The organism is Cupriavidus sp. GW823-FHT07B10, from assembly GCF_058794355.1.
Window position 1 is genome coordinate 112,150 of sequence record NZ_JBXAGS010000012.1, and the last position, 18,294, is coordinate 130,443.

Annotated in this window: 16 protein-coding genes; 1 reads left to right on the forward strand and 15 read right to left on the reverse strand. The window is 66.7% G+C overall.

Annotated elements, in window-relative coordinates:
* Nucleotides 1-19 precede the first annotated feature (19 nt).
* From hisG to AC1Q6V_RS23330, 12 genes are all read right to left on the reverse strand, one after another.
* The gene (gene hisG / locus AC1Q6V_RS23275; RefSeq protein ID WP_010812333.1) at nucleotides 20-694 is read right to left on the reverse strand and encodes an ATP phosphoribosyltransferase; all 675 of its coding nucleotides are present in this window, start codon (nucleotides 692-694) and stop codon (nucleotides 20-22) included.
* A 9-nt stretch (nucleotides 695-703) separates the two neighbouring features.
* Nucleotides 704-1,954 (reverse strand): UDP-N-acetylglucosamine 1-carboxyvinyltransferase, encoded by a 1,251-nt coding sequence (gene murA, locus AC1Q6V_RS23280; RefSeq protein ID WP_011616142.1) that lies wholly within the window; start codon nucleotides 1,952-1,954, stop codon nucleotides 704-706.
* Between the two features lie 81 nt (nucleotides 1,955-2,035).
* Entirely contained in the window at nucleotides 2,036-2,284 is a 249-nt protein-coding gene (locus tag AC1Q6V_RS23285) for a BolA family protein (protein ID WP_010812335.1), read from the reverse strand.
* A 40-nt stretch (nucleotides 2,285-2,324) separates the two neighbouring features.
* On the reverse strand, nucleotides 2,325-3,146 hold the full coding sequence (locus AC1Q6V_RS23290; protein ID WP_011616143.1) for an ABC transporter permease: 822 nt from the start codon (nucleotides 3,144-3,146) through the stop codon (nucleotides 2,325-2,327).
* Complete coding sequence (locus AC1Q6V_RS23295) at nucleotides 3,143-4,093, reverse strand: ABC transporter ATP-binding protein (protein WP_010812337.1); 951 nt, start codon at nucleotides 4,091-4,093, stop codon at nucleotides 3,143-3,145. Before AC1Q6V_RS23295 ends, AC1Q6V_RS23290 begins: the two co-directional genes overlap by 4 nt.
* A gap of 251 nt (nucleotides 4,094-4,344) precedes the next feature.
* Nucleotides 4,345-4,677 carry an STAS domain-containing protein gene (locus AC1Q6V_RS23300; protein WP_492293462.1) on the reverse strand — a complete coding sequence of 111 codons (333 nt, stop codon included), beginning with the start codon at nucleotides 4,675-4,677 and terminating at the stop codon, nucleotides 4,345-4,347.
* Nucleotides 4,678-4,791: 114 nt separating this feature from the next.
* Nucleotides 4,792-5,421: an MlaC/ttg2D family ABC transporter substrate-binding protein gene (locus AC1Q6V_RS23305; RefSeq protein WP_010812339.1), complete on the reverse strand. Its 630-nt coding sequence runs from the start codon at nucleotides 5,419-5,421 to the stop codon at nucleotides 4,792-4,794.
* Between the two features lie 213 nt (nucleotides 5,422-5,634).
* Nucleotides 5,635-6,600 carry an MlaA family lipoprotein gene (locus AC1Q6V_RS23310; RefSeq protein WP_492344491.1) on the reverse strand — a complete coding sequence of 322 codons (966 nt, stop codon included), beginning with the start codon at nucleotides 6,598-6,600 and terminating at the stop codon, nucleotides 5,635-5,637.
* Nucleotides 6,597-7,109 (reverse strand): outer membrane lipid asymmetry maintenance protein MlaD, encoded by a 513-nt coding sequence (gene mlaD, locus AC1Q6V_RS23315; RefSeq protein WP_010812341.1) that lies wholly within the window; start codon nucleotides 7,107-7,109, stop codon nucleotides 6,597-6,599. The genes AC1Q6V_RS23310 and mlaD overlap by 4 nt, the downstream gene beginning before the upstream one ends.
* A gap of 63 nt (nucleotides 7,110-7,172) precedes the next feature.
* Entirely contained in the window at nucleotides 7,173-7,952 is a 780-nt protein-coding gene (mlaE, locus tag AC1Q6V_RS23320; protein WP_010812342.1) for a lipid asymmetry maintenance ABC transporter permease subunit MlaE, read from the reverse strand.
* Entirely contained in the window at nucleotides 7,949-8,767 is an 819-nt protein-coding gene (locus AC1Q6V_RS23325; protein ID WP_010812343.1) for an ABC transporter ATP-binding protein, read from the reverse strand. Before AC1Q6V_RS23325 ends, mlaE begins: the two co-directional genes overlap by 4 nt.
* A 143-nt stretch (nucleotides 8,768-8,910) precedes the next feature.
* Nucleotides 8,911-9,999 (reverse strand): Bug family tripartite tricarboxylate transporter substrate binding protein, encoded by a 1,089-nt coding sequence (locus AC1Q6V_RS23330; RefSeq protein WP_037023841.1) that lies wholly within the window; start codon nucleotides 9,997-9,999, stop codon nucleotides 8,911-8,913.
* Between the two features lie 224 nt (nucleotides 10,000-10,223).
* On the opposite strand from AC1Q6V_RS23330, the gene AC1Q6V_RS23335 reads away from it, so the two are divergent.
* The gene (locus AC1Q6V_RS23335; protein WP_010812345.1) at nucleotides 10,224-10,763 is read left to right on the forward strand and encodes a GNAT family N-acetyltransferase; all 540 of its coding nucleotides are present in this window, start codon (nucleotides 10,224-10,226) and stop codon (nucleotides 10,761-10,763) included.
* A 76-nt stretch (nucleotides 10,764-10,839) separates the two neighbouring features.
* On the opposite strand, the gene AC1Q6V_RS23340 is transcribed toward AC1Q6V_RS23335, so the two are convergent.
* The 3 genes from AC1Q6V_RS23340 to AC1Q6V_RS23350 all read right to left on the reverse strand — a co-directional run bounded on the left by AC1Q6V_RS23340 (nucleotide 10,840) and on the right by AC1Q6V_RS23350 (nucleotide 18,243).
* Nucleotides 10,840-12,303, reverse strand: a complete 1,464-nt coding sequence (locus AC1Q6V_RS23340; protein WP_010812346.1) for a glutamate synthase subunit beta — start codon at nucleotides 12,301-12,303, stop codon at nucleotides 10,840-10,842.
* A gap of 120 nt (nucleotides 12,304-12,423) precedes the next feature.
* Nucleotides 12,424-17,229, reverse strand: a complete 4,806-nt coding sequence (locus tag AC1Q6V_RS23345) for a glutamate synthase-related protein (RefSeq protein WP_454750836.1) — start codon at nucleotides 17,227-17,229, stop codon at nucleotides 12,424-12,426.
* Between the two features lie 288 nt (nucleotides 17,230-17,517).
* A complete protein-coding gene (locus AC1Q6V_RS23350; protein WP_011616149.1) occupies nucleotides 17,518-18,243 on the reverse strand; it encodes a transposase in 726 nt (241 codons plus the stop codon).
* Between the last annotated feature and the right edge of the window lie 51 nt (nucleotides 18,244-18,294).

An 18,294-nucleotide genomic window follows, 5' to 3' on the forward strand; every position in this document is an offset into this window, starting at 1 on the left:
GCGCGGGCCTGGTGTGGCCTTACGCCAGCGCCGCCGAAGCCCGTTCGAATGCGTCGAGAATCGGCGCAAGCCGCTCGCGCTTGAGTTTGAGCGCGGCCTGGTTCACCACCAGCCGCGACGAGATCTGCACGATCTCTTCGACTTCAACCAGGTTGTTGGCGCGCAGCGTGCTGCCAGTGCTGACCAGGTCGACGATGGCGTCGGACAGGCCCACCAGCGGGCCCAGCTCCATCGAACCGTACAGCTTGATCAGGTCGACGTGAACGCCCTTTTTCGCAAAATGCTCGCGCGCGGTCTGCACATACTTGGTGGCCACGGCCAGGCGCGCGCCCTGGCGCACCGCGTTGGCGTAGTCAAACCCGGCCGGCACCGCCACCGACATGCGGCAGCGCGCGATGTTCAGGTCGATCGGCGCATACAGGCCGGCCATGCCGCTTTCCATCAGCACGTCCTTGCCGGCCACGCCGAAATCGGCGGCGCCATACTGGACGTAGGTCGGCACGTCCGAGGCGCGCACGATCACCACGCGCACGGCCGGATCGGAGGTCGGCAGGATCAGCTTGCGCGAGGTCTCGGGGTCCTCGGTGACGCGGATGCCGGCGGCTTCCAGGAGCGGCAGCGTCTCGGTGAAGATGCGGCCCTTGGACAGCGCCAGCGTCAGCTGGTTGGGTGATGCGTTGAAAGTGGGGCTCATCGGACTTCCTCAGGCAATGCGGCGGATCTTCGCGCCCACTGCCGACAGCTTGTCTTCCATGCGGTCGTAGCCGCGGTCCAGGTGGTAGATGCGGTCGATCACGGTCTCGCCATCGGCCACCAGGCCGGCGATCACCAGGCTGGCCGAGGCGCGCAGGTCGGTCGCCATCACGTTGGCGCCCGACAGGCGCGGCACGCCGTTGACCACCGCGGTATTGCCTTCGACCGCGATGTCCGCGCCCAGGCGGTTCAGTTCCTGCACGTGCATGAAGCGGTTTTCGAAGATGGTCTCGGTCACGCGCGCGGTGCCTTCGGCCACGGCATTGAGCGCCATGAACTGCGCCTGCATGTCGGTCGGGAAGGCCGGGTATTCCGAGGTGCGGAAACTCACGGCCTTGGCGCGTTGCGGCATGGCCAGACGGATCCAGTCGGCGCCGGTCTCGAGTTTTGCGCCGGCTTCGCGCAGCTTGTCGAGCACGGTGTCGAGGATGTCCGGCTGCACGCCGCGCAGCACCAGGTCGCCCAGCGTCGCGGCGGCGGCGCACAGGAAGGTACCGGCCTCGATGCGGTCGGCGATCACGCTGTGGCTGGCGCCATGCAGGCGCTCCACGCCCTGCACTACCAGGCGGTCGGTGCCGATGCCTTCGATCTTCGCGCCCATCTTGACCAGCAGTTGGGCCAGGTCGGTCACCTCGGGCTCGCGCGCGGCGTTTTCCAGCACGGTCTCGCCTTCGGCCAGCGTGGCGGCCATCAGCAGGTTCTCGGTGCCGGTCACGGTGATCATGTCGGTGACCACGCGCGCGCCCTTCAGGCGCTTGGCCCGCGCATGGATAAAGCCGTGTTCGATGGTGATCTCGGCGCCCATCGCCTGCAGGCCCTTGATGTGCTGGTCGACCGGGCGCGCGCCGATGCCGCAGCCGCCGGGCAGCGACACGCGGGCCTCGCCGAAGCGCGCCACCAGCGGGCCCAGCACCAGGATCGAGGCGCGCATGGTCTTGACCAGCTCGTACGGGGCCTCGAGCACGTTGACGTCGGCGCCGTTCAGGGTCACGCGGGCGCCATCCAGCTCGGCCTGCATGCCCATCTGGCGCAGCAGCTTGAGGGTGGTGCGCACGTCCTGCAGGTTAGGCACGTTGTCCAGCGAAACGGTATCCGCCGTCAGCAGGCCCGCGCACAGGATTGGCAGGGCTGCGTTCTTCGCGCCCGACACGCGGATTTCGCCCTTCAGCGGGCCATTGCCGTGGATCTGGAATTTGTCCATGTTCTGTCGTCTGGAGCCGGGCACGCGCCCGGCGTCATGGTTCTGGGGCCGCGCGGGTGGCGCGGCGCATATTGGCGGGGCTTACTTGCCTTCGCCCGCCTGCCACTCGGCAGGCGTCAGCGTCTTCATCGACAGCGCGTGGATCTCGGCACGCATGCGGTCGCCCAGCGCGGCATAGACGCGCTGGTGGCGCTGGATCAACCGCTTGCCTTCAAATTCGGCGCTGACGATGGTGGCAAAGAAGTGCTGACCATCGCCCTCGACTTGCAGATGTTCGCAGGGCAGTCCTTGGGCAATGTAATCCCTGACTTGTTCCGGTGTAGGCAGCATGGGGTTCTCTTCAGCGTGATTCAGTATGGCCGGCCACAGTTCAGTGGCGCAGCTTGTATCCGGACTTCAGCAAGCGCAGCGCCAGCGCGGCCAGCACCACGAACGCCGATCCGACCACCGCCAGGCTGAACAGCGGCGACACGTCCGAGACGCCGAAGAAGCCATAGCGGAAGCCGTCGATCATGTAGAAGAACGGATTGGCATGGGACACCGCCTGCCAGAAGGCGGGCAGCGAATGGATCGAATAGAACACGCCGGACAGGAAAGTTGCCGGCATGATCAGGAAGTTCTGGAACGCGGCCAGCTGGTCGAATTTCTCGGCCCAGATGCCGGCGATCAGGCCCAGCGTGCCTAGGATGCCCGCACCAAGCAGCGCAAAGACGAGGATCCAGCCCACATTGGCAAAATGCAGGTTGGCAAACCACGCCGTCACCAGCAGCACGCCCAGGCCCACGGTCAGCCCGCGGATCACCGAGGCCACCACATAGGCGCCGAACATTTCCCAGTGCGACAAGGGCGGCAGCAGCACGAACACCAGGTTGCCGGTGATCTTGGACTGGATCAGCGATGACGAGCTGTTGGCAAACGCGTTCTGCAGCACGCTCATCATCACCAGGCCGGGCACCAGGAAGGCGGTGTAGCTGATCTGGTCATAGACCTTGACCCGGTCTTCCAGCACATGGCCGAAGATCAGCAGGTACAGCACCGCGGTCAGCACCGGAGCGGCGACGGTCTGGAAGCTCACCTTCCAGAAACGCAGCACTTCCTTGTACAGCAGGGTGCGGAAACCCACCAGGCCGCCCACGGCCATCGGCCCGAGGCCGGAGTCGTCCAGGACCTCGATATCGCCAGGCTGCTTCATGCCACGGCCTCCATCGCCGGATCGGGCAGCGCACCGGGCATATGCCCCTCGCGGCGCATGATCTGCACAAATACGTCCTCGAGGTCGGCCTTGTTGATTTCCATGTTTTCGATGTCACAGCCCGCTTCGCGGCAGGCGGCCAGGATCGGTTCAACCGCCTGGTAGCCCGACAACCGCAGGCGTACCGCGCGCTCGCCGGGGTTGGCCGGCATGCGCAACGGCTCCAGCGCCGGCGGCAGGACGCCGCGCGCAAAGGTCAGCACCAGCTGCAGGCCGGCAAACTGCGTCAGCAGGTTGCTGGTGCGGTCCAGCGTCACCACCTCGCCGAACTTGAGCATGGCGATGCGGTCGCACAGGGCCTCGGCCTCTTCCAGGTAGTGGGTGGTCAGGATGATGGTGTGCCCTTCCCGGTTCAGGCGCGAGATGAATTTCCACAGCGTCTGGCGCAGTTCCACATCCACACCGGCGGTGGGCTCGTCCAGCACGATCACCGGCGGGCGGTGCACCAGCGCCTGCGCCACCAGCACGCGCCGCTTCATGCCGCCCGAGAGCTGGCGCATATTGGCGTCGGCTTTCCCGGTCAGGTCCAGGTTGGCCATGATCTCGTCGATCCAGTCGTCGTTGCGGGTCAGGCCAAAGTAGCCCGACTGCAGCCGCAGCGTCTCGCGCACCGTGAAGAACGGATCGAACACCAGTTCCTGCGGCACCACGCCCAGCATACGCCGGGCCATCCGGTAGTCGGCAACGACATCGTGGCCAAGCACACTGACGCGGCCGGAATCGGCGCGGTTCAGGCCGGCGAGGATCGAGATCAGCGTGGTCTTGCCGGCGCCGTTGGGCCCGAGCAGGCCGAAGAATTCGCCGCGCTCGACGGTGAAGCTGACGCCCTTGAGCGCCTGCAGGTTGCGGTAGCGCTTGCGAACGTCGTGGATTTCAATGGCTTTCATGGCCGATTGTTTGTGGCGGGTTCGGCATTTTCAGGGCCAGCCGCCGGGAATTGGGGAGCAACTGCGTGCCCGGACTTCCTGGCCCGGCATGGCATGAACCGGTAGCAGGCGGGGGGATGGGCGAACAACCCGGAATTATAGGGGATGCGGGGATGGTCCCGCTTGATCCGCCCCCAGGGGCTCGGCGACCGCGCAGGGCCGTCGCCGCGGCATCGCGGGCGGCCGCCGTGCTGGCGACCGGCGATGCCGGATCAATGTCGGTGGTGGTGCCCCTGCGCTGCGGCTGCTGGGGCCAGGCCCAGCAGACCGTCCACGCCGTACAGGCTGGCCAGTTGCGACAGCTGCGGCGGCACGCCGCGCAGCGACAGCGCCTGGTTGCGCGCGGCGGCGGCGCGGTTCCATGCCAGCAGCACGGCGACCGCGGAGGAATCCACCTGCGCCAGGCCGGTGCAGTCGACCTGCACCTCGCCCTGCGCCAGGCGCGCCAGCCCGTCACGCAGCACGGCGGCGGCGTTCTGGTTGGTCAGCGAGGTACCTAGCGAGAGCATGGATGCGTGGCCTGGGGATCGGTAGCTTGAATACAGTGGCAAAAACGACGACTCCCGCACGTCAGGCGGGAGTCTGTGCCGCGAGCGGCCATTGTAGAGCAGATCGGTGCGCCGTGCTGCGTTGCAGCGGCGCACCGTTGGGCAGGCGCCTCAGCTCTTGGCGCTGGCCAGCTGGCGGTTGCGGTCCTGCAGCGTCTTGATCACGCCCTCGACGCCCTGCTGGCCGACGATGGTGTTGAAGCTGCCCTTGTAGGCTTCGGTCAGCCAGGCGCCCAGCACGTTGATGTCATAGACCTTCCAGCCCTGGGCGGTCTTTTCCAGACGGTAGTCCATCTGGATCGGCTCGCCCTTGTTGACGACCTGGGTGCGGATGGTGGCATCGGTATCCTCAGCCGTGCCGCGGTACGGGCGGTACTGCACGGTCTGGTCGCGGATCTGGGCAATGGCGCCGGCATAGGTGCGGATCAGCAGGGTCTTGAACTCCTCGGTGATCTGCTTCTGCTGCTCGGGCGTGGCCTTGGACCAGTTGCGCCCCATGGCGATCTGCGTGGTCTTCTGGAAGTTGGCGTTGGGGATGATCTTCTGCTCGACCAGCGCGGTGATCTTGCCGATATTGCCGGCCTGCATGTCCTTGTCGGCCTTGACGGTGGTCATCACGTCGCTGACCACGGCCTTGACCAGCCCGTCCGGGGTGGCCGCGTCCTGGGCCGCCACCTGGGCATGCGCCGTGCCTGCGAAGGCAACTACCGTAAGGAAGGGGACCAACAGTCGCTTTATCATGGATTTTCCTTCTTTATCAAAGACGTTCTTCGCCGAGGGCGAACTGGCCAGGCGCCATGGCTGGCGCGCGGCCTTGCGGAGATTGGAACATAAGCGCGGGGCGGTGGTTGCACCCACAAGCGCCTTTTCCGCTACTTACAAACAAATTGTTTCAGCCCTCACAGGGCACTCACAGCCTGGCGTGGGCCCTGGAGCCGCCCGCGCCTCGCAGGGTCAGCGGATACGGACCCCCGGCACGATCCGCTGCATCGGGTCCATGGGTGGTATCGGCAGGCTCTGGCTCTCAGGCTGCAGGTCGCCCGAGGGCGTCTGCGCAGGCTGGGCCTGGGTGGCGGCCGGGGCCGAGGCGTCGGCCGGCGGCGCGGGGGGAGCCGGTGCCGCGGGCTGCGCCGGCGTAGCGGGCTTTTCACCTTCGGTCCCGGCAGGGGCTTCAGGGCGCGCCGTCGGGGTCTCCGAGGCGCTGTCCGCATCCTCGTCGCCGTCGGGCGGGTTGCCGTCGTAGACCAGGTACTGGCGCCGCTGCAGGTAGGAATCGCGCAGGAACGAGTACTTGTCCAGCGCCGCCTGCTCCAGCAGGTTGCTGGCGCCGAGCAGCTGCGCCCGGCCGGCAACGATGCGCACGCCGGTCAGTGAATTGCGCAGCGATACCGGATAGAGATAGGCCGACGGGTCGAAGCTGCGGTCCACCAGCATGCCGCCGGTGTCGCGCACGGTGCTGGGCCCGAACAGCGGCAGCACCAGGTACGGCCCGGGCGGCACGCCCCACACGCCCAGCGTCTGGCCAAAGTCTTCCTTGTACTTGGGCAGGCCGGCCGGGGTGGCGATGTCGATCAGGCCGCCGATCCCCAGCACGGTGTTCATGGCCACGCGCATGGTGTCCTCGGCGGCGCGGGTGGGCTTGCCCTGCAGCAGGTTGTTCGCCGCCGAGTAGACATCGCTCACGTTGGAGAAGAAGTTCTCCACCGCGCGCTGCACCGGCGTGGGCATGTAGTCGGCATAGACCTGGGCCACCGGGCGCAGGATGCCCTTGTCGAAGTCCTCGTTGATCTTCGAGACTTCGCGATTGAACGGCTCCAGCGGGTCTTTCGGATTGGCGGTGGGGCCAGTGGCGCAACCGGCGAGCACGGCCGCGGCAGCGACTGCGGCCAGGCCCTTGCAGAACGATGGCGCAGCGCTCATTTGAGGTCCCCTGCCGGCGCCGGCGCGCTGGCACCGGCCGGCGCACCGCCGCCGGCATCTGCCGCCTTGTTGTACAGGAACTGGCCGATCAGGTTTTCCAGCACCACGGCCGACTGCGTCATGGTGATGCGCGCGCCTTCGGCCAGCATGGCGGTGTCGCCGCCGGCTTCGAGGCCGATGTACTGCTCGCCGAGCAATCCGGATGTCAGGATCTTGGCCGAGGTGTCCTTGGGGAACTGGTAGCGCTTCTCCAGGCTCATCTCGACGGTGGCCTGGTAGGTCTTGTCGTCGAAGCGGATCGCCGCCACGCGGCCGACCACCACGCCCGCGCTCTTGACCGGCGCGCGCGGCTTGAGCCCGCCGATGTTGTCAAAGCGCGCCTGCACGCTGTAGGTGTCCTGGAAGGAAAAGGCGCTCATGTTCCCCGCCTTGAGGGCCAGGAACAGCACGGCGACGAACCCCGCCGCCACGAACAGCCCCACCCAGAAATCGAGTGCGTTCTTTTTCATTGGAATCTCTTTCTTCAACCCCGTAGTGTTCTTGTCGCTGTCTTGTCGTTGGTATGGCCCGCGTCAGTTGCTGAACATCAGCGCGGTCAGCAGGAAATCCAGCCCCAGCACGGCCAGCGACGCAATCACCACGGTGCGGGTGGTCGCGCGCGAGACGCCTTCCGGCGTGGGCTTGGCCTCGAAGCCCTGGTACAGGGCAATAAACGTCACGGCGATGCCAAAGATAAAGCTCTTGATCACGCCATTGAGCACGTCGGCGCGCACGTCGACGCCGCCCTGCATCTGGGACCAGAAGGCGCCGGCGTCGACGCCGATCAACTGCACGCCCACCACGTAGCCGCCCAGGATGCCGACCGCGCTGAAGATCGCCGCCAGCACCGGCATGGCGATCACGCCTGCCCAGAAGCGCGGCGCGATCACGCGCTGCAGCGGGTTCACCGCCATCATTTCCATGGCCGTCAGCTGCTCGCCCGCCTTCATCAGGCCGATCTCGGCCGTCAGCGAGGTGCCGGCGCGGCCGGCGAACAGCAGCGCGGTCACCACCGGGCCCAGCTCGCGCACCAGCGACAAGGCCACCAGCAGCCCCAGTGCCTGCTCGGACCCGTAGCGGTTCAGCGTGTAGTAGCCCTGCAGGCCAAGCACGAAGCCCACGAACAGGCCCGACACCGCGATGATCACCAGCGACAGGTTGCCGACGAAGAAGACCTGGTCGGTCACCAGGCGGAAGCGGCGCAGCAGCGCCGGCGACAGGCCGAGCAGCGTCAGGAACATACGCGTGGCGCGGCCCAGCCCCGACACGCTGCGGCGCACGGCCGCGCCGATGGTGATAAAGAAGTCCGTCACCGCACACCTCCGGCGAAATCCTCGGCCAGCGAAGGTCCGGCGTAGTGGAACGGCACCGGGCCGTCGGCCTCGGCATGGACGAACTGGTGCACGAACGGGTCGGTGGAGGCGCGCAGCGCCTCGGGCTCGCCCTGCGCGACGATGCGGCCGTCGGCAATGAAATAGACGTAGTCGGCGATCTGGAAGGTCTCGTGCACGTCGTGCGAGACGATGATCGTGGTGGCGCCCAGCGCGTCGTTCAGGCTGCGGATCAGGCGCGCGGTCAGCCCGAGCGAGATCGGGTCCAGCCCGGCAAAGGGCTCGTCATACATCAGCAGCGCCGGGTCCAGCGCAATCGCGCGCGCCAGCGCCACGCGCCGCGCCATGCCGCCCGAGATCTGCGCCGGCATCAGGTCGCGCGCGCCGCGCAGGCCGACCGCGTTGAGCTTCATCAGCACCAGGTCGCGGATCATCGAGTCGGGCAGGTCGGTGTGCTCGCGCAGCGGGAACGCCACATTGTCGAACACCGACAGGTCGGTAAACAGCGCGCCGAACTGGAACAGCATGCCCATCTGGCGGCGCACCGCGTACAGGCCGCGGGTATCCAGCGTGTGGATATCGGTGCCGGCAAAGCTGACCGTGCCTGCCTGCGGACGGACCTGACCGCCGATCAGCCGCAGCACCGTGGTCTTGCCGCAACCCGAGCCGCCCATCACCGCAATCACCTTGCCACGCGGGAATTGCATGGTCAGGCCGGACAGGATCGGCTTGCCGTGGTCCGCATAGGCGAAGTCCACCGCAGTCAGTTCGACGAGGTTTTGAGCAGAATCGGTCACGTTGGCACCGGTCAGGACAGTCGCGCATTATAAGGTGTACTACCTAGCCCTGCTGGCGCCCGTGTGCCCCGCGCCACATGCCCCCGTCGGGGGAGCCTCTCAGACTTGCCCTAGCCCCCCAAACCTGCCCATCCCTTTGCTGCTCAAGGCTCCTGTATCGGCGAGACGTCCTTCAGGATCACCTGCCATTGGATAGATTCCGAGCGGATCGCGGTGGCAAACGCCTCCGGCGAATCGCGCAGCGGCGTGACCCCCGCCGCCTGCAGACGCGAACGCACCTCGCGCTCGGACATGACCGCGTCGAGTTCGACCGCCAGCCTGGCGACGATCGCGCGCGGGGTCTTGGCCGGCGCCATCACGCCAAACCAGGCAGCCGCGGCATAGCCTTCCAGCCCCGACTCCTGCAGCGTCGGCACCAGCGGCGCCAGCGGCGAGCGGGCCACGCCCGTCACCCCGAGCAGGCGCAGCCCGCCGCTTCTGACCTGGCCCTGGACCGCGGCAAACGAACAGAAACAGGCACTGACGCGGCCGGCCAGCATCTCCTGGACCACGGCGGCCTCACCCTTGGCGGTGACCAGCGGCACGCCGCTGCGGATGCCGCGCACGGCGTACTCGGCGTACAGGTGGGAGGGGCTGCCCGGCTGGCCGTAGCCATAGCTGTAGGAGCCCGGGTTCGACCTGACCGCGGTCATCCATTGCTCCGGCGTGCGCATGGGCAGCCGGGCATCGATCACCAGGAACAGCGGCGTGGTGGCCACGCGCGCAACCGGCGTGAAATCGCGCACGACGTCGTACGGCACCGGCTCCAGTCCGGGCTGGATCAGCATATTGGCCTGGTGCAACAACAGGGTGTGGCCATCGGAGCTGGCCTTGGCGACCACGTCGCCGGCGATGGTGCCGGCGGCGCCGGGCCGGTTGTCGACCTCCACCGGCACGCCCAGCCGGACGGAGAGGCGCTCGGCCAGCATGCGCGCCACCGCATCGGCAACGCCGCCGGCCGGGAATGGCACGATCAGGCGCATCGGGCGGTCGGGGAACGACATGCTGCGGGCGAGCTGCTGGGTCCCCGCATGCGCCGGCATGGCTGGCACCGCAAGCGCCAGCGTGGCACACCCCAGGGCGTACAGGCACAGGAAAGACCGGAGCCAGCGCCGGACTGCGCCCATTGGGGGGCGCGGCGCGAACTTCGCTTTACCTCGCCAAAGCCGCGACAAATTGCGCACTTCGGGCATCAATTTCCTCCGGCCGGTCCCCTGAGGAGGCGGCAAGCTGGTTCTGGGGAAAAAGGATTTGCGAGGCAGTTTCCGTTAGTTGTTTTTTGAAAATTGTAAGGACATTGCCCAGGGCACCACAGGCACGTAAACCATAGCCGGGAGAACCCTGAAGGCCCCGCCAGGCCTTGCCAAACGCGCCATGGCGGCCAGGATGCACGGACCTCGCCGGCTATAATCGGCCGATGACGATTTTCACCGTGCGGCCGATGGTCACAGCCGACCTGCCGGCCGTGCTGGCGGTACAAGCCAGCTGCTATACCGAAGTCCTGCTGGAGAGCCAGGCCGCGCTGGCAAGCCGGCTGGCGCTGTCCCCCGCCACCTGTTGGGTCGCGGACGATCCCGGACATCCCGGCGCGCTTGCCGCCTATCTCTTTACCCACGCCTGGCCCGAAGCCACGCTGCCGCCGCTGGACGGCGTGCTCGACCACGGCTGGCGCCATGGCGCCGCGCCGGACGCCCTCACCTGGTTCGTGCACGACATGGCGGTGGCGCCCGCCGGACGCGGCGCCGGCCTGGCGCCGCGCCTGTACGCCGCGGCACAGGCGGCCGCGCGCGCGGCGGGGCTGCGGCGTTCGCGGCTGATCGCGGTGCAGTCGGCGGCGCCGTGGTGGCGCAGGCTCGGATACGTCCCGGTGGCGGCGCACACGGCCACCGCCCATGCGCCCAAGCTGGCCAGCTACGGCGCCAGTGCGGTGCTGATGGAGCGCACGCTGGCCGACTGAGCGCTGCGCCGGCGCGAGGACGACAAAAAGCCCGCCGGCTTGCGCCAGGCGGGCTTTTTGTTCCTGCCGGGGTGAATCAGCGCGGCAGTTCGGTGTGACCCATCAGGAAGGCATCGACCGAACGCGCGGCCTGGCGGCCTTCGCGGATCGCCCACACCACCAGCGACTGGCCACGGCGCACGTCGCCAGCGGCGAACACCTTGGGCACGTTGGTGTGGTAGGCACGCTCGCCCTCGGTCGAGGCCTTGGCGTTCTTGCGCGCATCGGTATCCACGCCAAACGCTTCCAGCATCGAACCCACCGGGTTGGTAAAGCCCATCGCCAGCAGCACCAGGTCGGCCGGCAGGATGAACTCGCTGCCTTCGACTTCCTGCATGCGGCCATCCTTCCATTCGACGCGGCAGGCCTTCAGTGCGGTGACCTTGCCGTTCTCGCCGATGAATTCCTTGGTGGCGACCGACCAGTCGCGCTCGCAGCCTTCATCGTGCGACGACGAGGTGCGCAGCTTGATCGGCCAGTACGGCCACACCAGCGGCTTGTCCTCTTCTTCCGGCGGCTGCGGCAGCAGTTCAAACTGCGTCACCGAGGTGGCGCCATGGCGGTTGGACGTACCCACGCAGTCGGAGCCGGTATCGCCGCCACCGATCACAATCACGTTCTTGCCTTCGGCGCGGATCTCGTTTTCGCCGTCGCCGGCCACTTCCTTGTTCTGCGGGATCAGGAATTCCAGCGCGAAGTGGATGCCGGCCAGGTCGCGGCCCGGCACCGGCAGGTCGCGCGGCACTTCCGAGCCGCCCGCCAGCACCACGGCGTCGAACTGGTCCATCAGGGCCTGGGCCGAGATGGTTTCACGGGCGTAGTTCTTGATGCCGGCCGGCAGTTCGCCGTCGGTCACCATCACGCCCGGACGGAAGGTCACGCCTTCGGCCTGCATTTGCTCGATGCGGCGGTCGATCAGCGTCTTCTCCATCTTGAAGTCGGGGATGCCGTAGCGCAGCAGGCCGCCGATGCGGTCGTTCTTCTCGAACACGGTCACGTCATGGCCGGCGCGTGCCAGCTGCTGCGCGGCAGCCATGCCGGCGGGACCGGAGCCGACCACGGCCACGGTCTTGCCGGTCTTGTGGCGCGGCAGCTGCGGCCTGACCCAGCCCTCTTCCCAGGCCTTGTCGATGATGGCGTGCTCGATCGACTTGATGCCCACCGGCAGTTCATTGATGCCCAGCGTGCAGGCGGCCTCGCACGGTGCGGGGCAGATGCGGCCGGTGAACTCGGGGAAGTTGTTGGTCTGGTGCAGCACCTCGATCGCCGACTTCCAGTCCTGGCGGTACACCAGGTCGTTGAAGTCGGGAATGATGTTGTTGACCGGGCAGCCGTTGTTGCAGAACGGGATGCCGCAGTCCATGCAGCGCGCACCCTGGATCTTCGCTTCGCTGTCGGACAGCGCGAACACGAATTCCTTGTAGTGCTTCACGCGCTTGACTACCGGTTCGTAGCCTTCGTTCTGGCGCGGAAATTCGAGAAAGCCAGTCGCCTTACCCATGTTGCGTCCTTGGTCATGCTGCGCGGGACCGGCGGCGTCGCCAGCCCTGCGGTGGGGTCAGAATCTTGTCAGGGCCGCGGCGGCTGCCGCGGCCCCTCTGCGTGGTTGCGTTGCGCTCGCTCAGGCCGCGATGGCTTCGCGGTCGCTGTCGCGGGCGGCCTGTTCCTTGGCGTACATCTCGCCCAGCGCGCGCTTGTACTCGGTCGGGAAGACCTTGACGAACTTGCGGCGTGCCGTGGTCCAGTCGGCCAGCAGCGCCTTGGCGCGCTCGGAACCGGTGTAGCGGAAATGCTGCTCGATCAGGTTGCGCAGGATGACTTCATCCAGCTGGCGCTTGCCGTCGACCTTGTGCCACGAAGCCTCGGGCTGGCCCTTCTCCTGGTCGGCCGAAGCCAGCACTGCTTCCAGCGCCACCATCGAGGTGTTGCAGCGCTTGTCGAACAGGCCGTCCTCGTCGTAGACGTAGGCCACGCCGCCCGACATGCCGGCCGCAAAGTTGCGTCCGGTGCCGCCCAGCACCACCACCGTGCCGCCGGTCATGTACTCGCAACCGTGGTCGCCGGTGCCTTCCACCACTGCCACCGCACCCGAGTTGCGCACCGCGAAGCGCTCGCCGGCCACGCCGTTGAAGAACGCTTCCCCGGCGATAGCACCGTACAGCACGGTGTTGCCGACGATGATGTTGCGGGTCGGGTCGCCGCGGAACTCATGCGGAGCGCGCACGATCACGCGGCCGCCCGACAGGCCCTTGCCGACATAGTCGTTGCCGTCGCCCACCAGGTCCAGCGTGATGCCGTGCGCCAGGAACGCGCCAAACGACTGGCCGGCGGTGCCTTGCAGCTGGATGTGGATGGTATCGTCAGGCAGGCCTTCGTGGCCATGCTGGCGCGCCACCACGCCCGACAGCATCGCGCCGACGGTACGGTTGACGTTCTTCACCGGCTGGATGAACGAGACCCGCTCGCCCTTCTCGATCGCCGGTCGGGCCTTGGCGATCAGCACGTGGTCCAGCGCCTTGCCGGCCTCGGCCGACAGGCCGTGGTCCTGCACGTCGGTGTGGTACAGCGGCACGTCCGCGCCCAGCGAGACCTGGTGGAAGATGCGGCCGAAGTCCAGGCCGCGCGCCTTCCAGTGCTCGATGCCGGGCTTGGTGTCGAGCAGGTCGGCGCGGCCGATCAGCTCGTCGAACTTGCGGATGCCCAGCTGGGCCATGATTTCGCGGGCTTCTTCCGCAACGAAGAAGAAGAAGTTGACCACGTGCTCAGGCTTGCCCTGGAACTTCCTGCGCAGCTGCGGATCCTGCGTGGCCACGCCCACCGGGCAGGTGTTCAGGTGGCACTTGCGCATCATGATGCAGCCTTCCGCAACCAGCGGCGCGGTGGCGAAGCCGAATTCATCGGCGCCCAGCAGCGCGCCGATGACGACGTCGCGGCCGGTCTTCATCTGGCCGTCGGCCTGCACGCGGATGCGGTTGCGCAGGCCGTTGAGCAGCAGCGTCTGCTGCGTTTCGGCCAGGCCCAGCTCCCACGGCGTGCCGGCATGCTTGATCGACGACCACGGCGAAGCGCCGGTGCCGCCATCATGGCCGGCGATCACGACGTGGTCGGCCTTGGCCTTGGCCACGCCCGCGGCCACCGTGCCGACGCCGACTTCGGACACCAGCTTGACCGAGATGTCCGACACCGGGTTGACGTTCTTCAGGTCGTGGATCAGCTGTGCCAGATCCTCGATCGAATAGATGTCATGGTGCGGGGGCGGCGAGATCAGGCCCACGCCCGGCACCGAGTAACGCAGCTTGCCGATGTAGTCCGAGACCTTGTGGCCGGGCAGCTGGCCGCCTTCGCCGGGCTTGGCACCCTGCGCCATCTTGATCTGGATCTGGTCGGCCGAAGCCAGGTATTCGGCGGTCACGCCGAAACGGCCCGACGCCACCTGCTTGATCTTCGAGCGCAGCGAATCGCCTTCCTGCAGTTCCAGGTCGCGTTCGATCACGTTGTCGCCCAGCAGGCCCTTGAGGGTATCGCCCTGCTTGATGGGAATGCCGCGCAGCTCGTTGCGGTAGCGCTTCTCGTCCTCGCCGCCTTCGCCGGTGTTGGATTTGCCGCCGATGCGGTTCATCGCCAGCGCCAGCGTGGTGTGGGCTTCGGTCGAGATCGAGCCGAGCGACATCGCACCGGTGGCGAAGCGCTTGACGATCTCCTTGGCCGACTCCACCTCTTCCAGCGGAATCGCCTTGGCCGGATCGACCTTGAACTCGAACAGGCCACGCAGCGTCATGTGGCGCTTGCTCTGGTCGTTGATGATGTTGGCGTATTCCTTGTACGTCTGGTAGGCGCCCTTGCCGTCGTCGGCGCGCACCGAGTGCTGCAGCTTGGCGACCGAGTCCGGGGTCCACATATGCTCTTCGCCGCGGATGCGGAAGGCGTATTCGCCGCCGGCGTCCAGCATGCTTTCCAGCACCGGGTTGTCGCCAAAGGCGTCGCAGTGCAGGCGCAGGGCTTCCTCGGCCACTTCAAAGATGCCGATGCCCTCGACATTCGACGGGGTGCCATGGAAGTACTTCTGCACCAGTTCGCGCGACAGGCCGATGGCTTCGAAGATCTGCGCGCCGGTGTACGACATGTAGGTGGAGATGCCCATCTTGGACATCACCTTGAACAGGCCCTTGCCGATCGCCTTGACGAAGTTCTTGACCGCCTTCTCGGGCGACAGGTCGCCGGACAGGCCCTGGGCCATTTCGGCCAGCGTTTCCATCGCCAGGTACGGATGCACGGCTTCGGCGCCATAGCCGGCCAGCAGCGCGAAGTGGTGCACTTCACGGGCGGTGCCGGTCTCGACCACCAGGCCGGTGGACGTGCGCAGGCCCTTCTCCACCAGGTGGTGGTGGATGGCGGACGTGGCCAGCAGCGCGGGAATCGCAACATGCTCGGCATCCACGCGGCGGTCCGACACGATCAGGATGTTGAAGCCCGAACGCACCGCATCCACGGCTTCGGCGCACAGCGAGGCCAGGCGCGCTTCGATGCCTTCCTTGCCCCAGGCCTTCGGGTAGCAGATGTTCAGCTCGTACGAACGGAACTTGCCGCCGGTGTAGTGCTCGATATTGCGGATCTTGGCGATGTCCTTGAAGTCCAGCACCGGCTGGGACACTTCGAGGCGCATCGGCGGGTTGATGTTGTTCAGCTCGAGCAGGTTCGGCTTCGGGCCGATGAACGACACCAGCGACATCACCATGTTCTCGCGGATCGGGTCGATCGGCGGGTTGGTGACCTGGGCGAACAGCTGCTTGAAGTAGTGGTACAGCGTCTTGTTCTTGGACGACAGGATGGCCAGCGGCGAATCGTTGCCCATCGAGCCGGTGGCTTCCTCGCCGGCCAGCGCCATCGGCGCCATCAGGAACTTGACGTCTTCCTGGGTGTAGCCAAAGGCCTGCTGGCGGTCCAGCAGCTTGGCCACGGGCTTCTTCTCGGCGGCAACGTCTTCAGGCTTGGCGTCGAGCTCGTCGAGCTTGATGCGGACAGCGTCGATCCAGCTCTTGTACGGCTTGGCGTTGGCCAGGTTGTCCTTGAGTTCCTTGTCGTCGATGATGCGGCCCTGTTCCATGTCGATCAGGAACATCTTGCCCGGCTGCAGGCGCCACTTCTCAACGATGCGCGACTCGGGGAACGGCAGCACGCCGGCTTCCGAAGCCAGCACCACGATGTCGTCCTCGGTCACGTAGAAACGTGCCGGGCGCAGGCCGTTGCGGTCCAGCGTGGCGCCGATCTGGCGGCCATCGGTGAAGCAGATCGCGGCCGGGCCGTCCCACGGCTCCATCATGGCGGCGTGGTACTCGTAGAAGGCGCGGCGGTTGTCGTCCATCAGCGTGTGCTGTTCCCAGGCTTCCGGGATCATCATCATCATCGCGTGGACGAGCGGGTAGCCGGCCATCGTCAGCAGTTCGAGGCAGTTGTCGAACGATGCGGTGTCGGACTGGCCCGGGTAGATCAGCGGCCACAGCTTGGGCAGGTCGTCGCCGAGCACCGGCGACGAGATCGCGCCGGTGCGCGCGTTGATCCAGTTGACATTGCCCTTGACCGTGTTGATTTCGCCGTTGTGGGCGACCATGCGGTACGGGTGGGCCAGTTCCCAGGCCGGGAAGGTGTTGGTCGAGAAGCGCTGGTGCACCAGGGCCAGGGCCGAGACGGCGCGCTGGTCCAGCAGGTCCAGGTAGTACTCGCCAACCTGGTTGGCCAGCAGCAGGCCCTTGTACACCACGGTACGGGCCGACATTGACGGCACGAAGTATTCCTTGCCGTGCTTGAGCTTGAGCGCCTGGATGGCATGGCTGGCGGTCTTGCGGATGACGTAGAGCTTACGTTCCAGCGCGTCCGTGGTCATGATGTCGCGGCCGCGCCCGATGAAGATCTGGCGGATCACCGGCTCGGTGGTGCGCACCGTCGGCGACATCGGCATCTTGGCGTCGACCGGCACGTCGCGCCAGCCCAGCACGACCTGGCCTTCCAGGCGGACCGTGCGCTCCAGTTCCTGCTCGCAGGCCAGGCGCGAGGCGTGTTCCTTCGGCAGGAAGATCATGCCCACGCCGTATTCGCCGGCGGGCGGCAGGCTCACGCCCTGCGCGGCCATTTCCTCGCGGTAGAACTGGTCCGGGATCTGGATCAGGATGCCGGCACCGTCGCCCATCAGCGCATCGGCGCCGACCGCACCCCGGTGGTCCAGGTTCTCCAGGATCTTCAGGCCCTGCGAGATGATCTCGTGGGACTTCTTGCCCTTGATATGCGCGACCATGCCGACGCCGCAGGCGTCATGCTCGTTGCTGGGATCGTACATGCCCTGCGCTTGCGGGCGCAGGTCAATGGCGTGGGAAGACTCGCTGGTCTGCGATTGTGCCTGAGCTTGGGCCGAAAGATTTTTCGTTTGGTCCACGGGCTGAATTCCGGTGAAGGCTGCGCGAACTGGCTGGGCGTACCGGAACGGGGACCGCGCGCTTTCTCGTTTTCTTTATTCCTCCACCCAAACCGGAAACCGGCGGGACGGAAAATGGGGACGAAGCTGTCAGCGGGCCGCAGCGGCGTACACGAGCGTGACGCGCCGCACAATGACTGTGGGTGGAGCAACTATATGGGAATCGCGTTCGCCTCGCAAAATTTTTAAATGGGGTCAGATCATATTAAGTTGCGCACCGTTTCGGTGATCCATTTAAATGGGGACACATTAATTATGCGACGGCTCTGACGCATTCAACGGTGCCGTTTGCACCTTTTTGGGGCGCCCTTTCGGCAGCGGTTGCACGCGCCGGGTTGCGTGCCGCTCCAATTGGGCCAGGAACGCTTCGTCGCCAAGCGGCCAGCCGCTGTGGGCATGGGCGCGCAGGGTTTCCAGGGTCTTGCCCGCCAGGCCCTCGGCGGTCAGCATCCGGTAGTTCGACTGGCGCTCGAACGGCGTATTGCCCAGCTCCCAGTACGCGGAGTGGTCGCTCACAAACGGGCTGGCCTCGATGCCGGCGTGATGGTGGTAGCTGCTCCAGCGGTCACCCTCGGGGGCGCTGACCTCGCCCGCGCGCAGCGCGTTGCCCTCGACATAGAGCATCGCCGGCAGCATCCACCGGGCCGGATCGAACACCGCGGAACGGAAGCGCCCTTCCCACAGCGTGCCGGTGCGGCTGGCCACCCGGTTGAAGTAGCGCGCATAGCGCCGCCCCACCGCCTGCATGGTCAGGCTCAGCGAGTCTGACTCCTTGGGTGTGGCCACCAGGTGCACGTGGTTAGGCCGCAGCGCGTAGGCGTGGACGGCAAGGTCATGCTCGCGCGCGGCCATGCGCAGGCAGTCGAGGTAGTGCAGGTAGTCGTCCGGCCCCAGGAATACGGGCTGGCGGTTGTTGCCGCGCTGCAACACCAGGGCGGGCAGACCGGCGGGGGAAAAGCGGGGAAGGCGTGCCATGACAGGTCATGCGAGCATTGATGCCCGCATCATAGCCTGATCCGTCCCCAC

Coding starts and splice junctions, on each gene's coding strand:
- hisG (WP_010812333.1), bottom strand. CDS start 694: ATGAGCCCCACTTTCAACGCATCACCCAACCAGCTGACGCTGGCGCTG.
- murA (WP_011616142.1), bottom strand. CDS start 1,954: ATGGACAAATTCCAGATCCACGGCAATGGCCCGCTGAAGGGCGAAATC.
- AC1Q6V_RS23285 (WP_010812335.1), bottom strand. CDS start 2,284: ATGCTGCCTACACCGGAACAAGTCAGGGATTACATTGCCCAAGGACTG.
- AC1Q6V_RS23290 (WP_011616143.1), bottom strand. CDS start 3,146: ATGAAGCAGCCTGGCGATATCGAGGTCCTGGACGACTCCGGCCTCGGG.
- AC1Q6V_RS23295 (WP_010812337.1), bottom strand. CDS start 4,093: ATGAAAGCCATTGAAATCCACGACGTTCGCAAGCGCTACCGCAACCTG.
- AC1Q6V_RS23305 (WP_010812339.1), bottom strand. CDS start 5,421: ATGATAAAGCGACTGTTGGTCCCCTTCCTTACGGTAGTTGCCTTCGCA.
- AC1Q6V_RS23310 (WP_492344491.1), bottom strand. CDS start 6,600: ATGAGCGCTGCGCCATCGTTCTGCAAGGGCCTGGCCGCAGTCGCTGCC.
- mlaD (WP_010812341.1), bottom strand. CDS start 7,109: ATGAAAAAGAACGCACTCGATTTCTGGGTGGGGCTGTTCGTGGCGGCG.
- AC1Q6V_RS23330 (WP_037023841.1), bottom strand. CDS start 9,999: ATGCCCGAAGTGCGCAATTTGTCGCGGCTTTGGCGAGGTAAAGCGAAG.
- AC1Q6V_RS23335 (WP_010812345.1), top strand. CDS start 10,224: ATGACGATTTTCACCGTGCGGCCGATGGTCACAGCCGACCTGCCGGCC.
- AC1Q6V_RS23340 (WP_010812346.1), bottom strand. CDS start 12,303: ATGGGTAAGGCGACTGGCTTTCTCGAATTTCCGCGCCAGAACGAAGGC.
- AC1Q6V_RS23350 (WP_011616149.1), bottom strand. CDS start 18,243: ATGGCACGCCTTCCCCGCTTTTCCCCCGCCGGTCTGCCCGCCCTGGTG.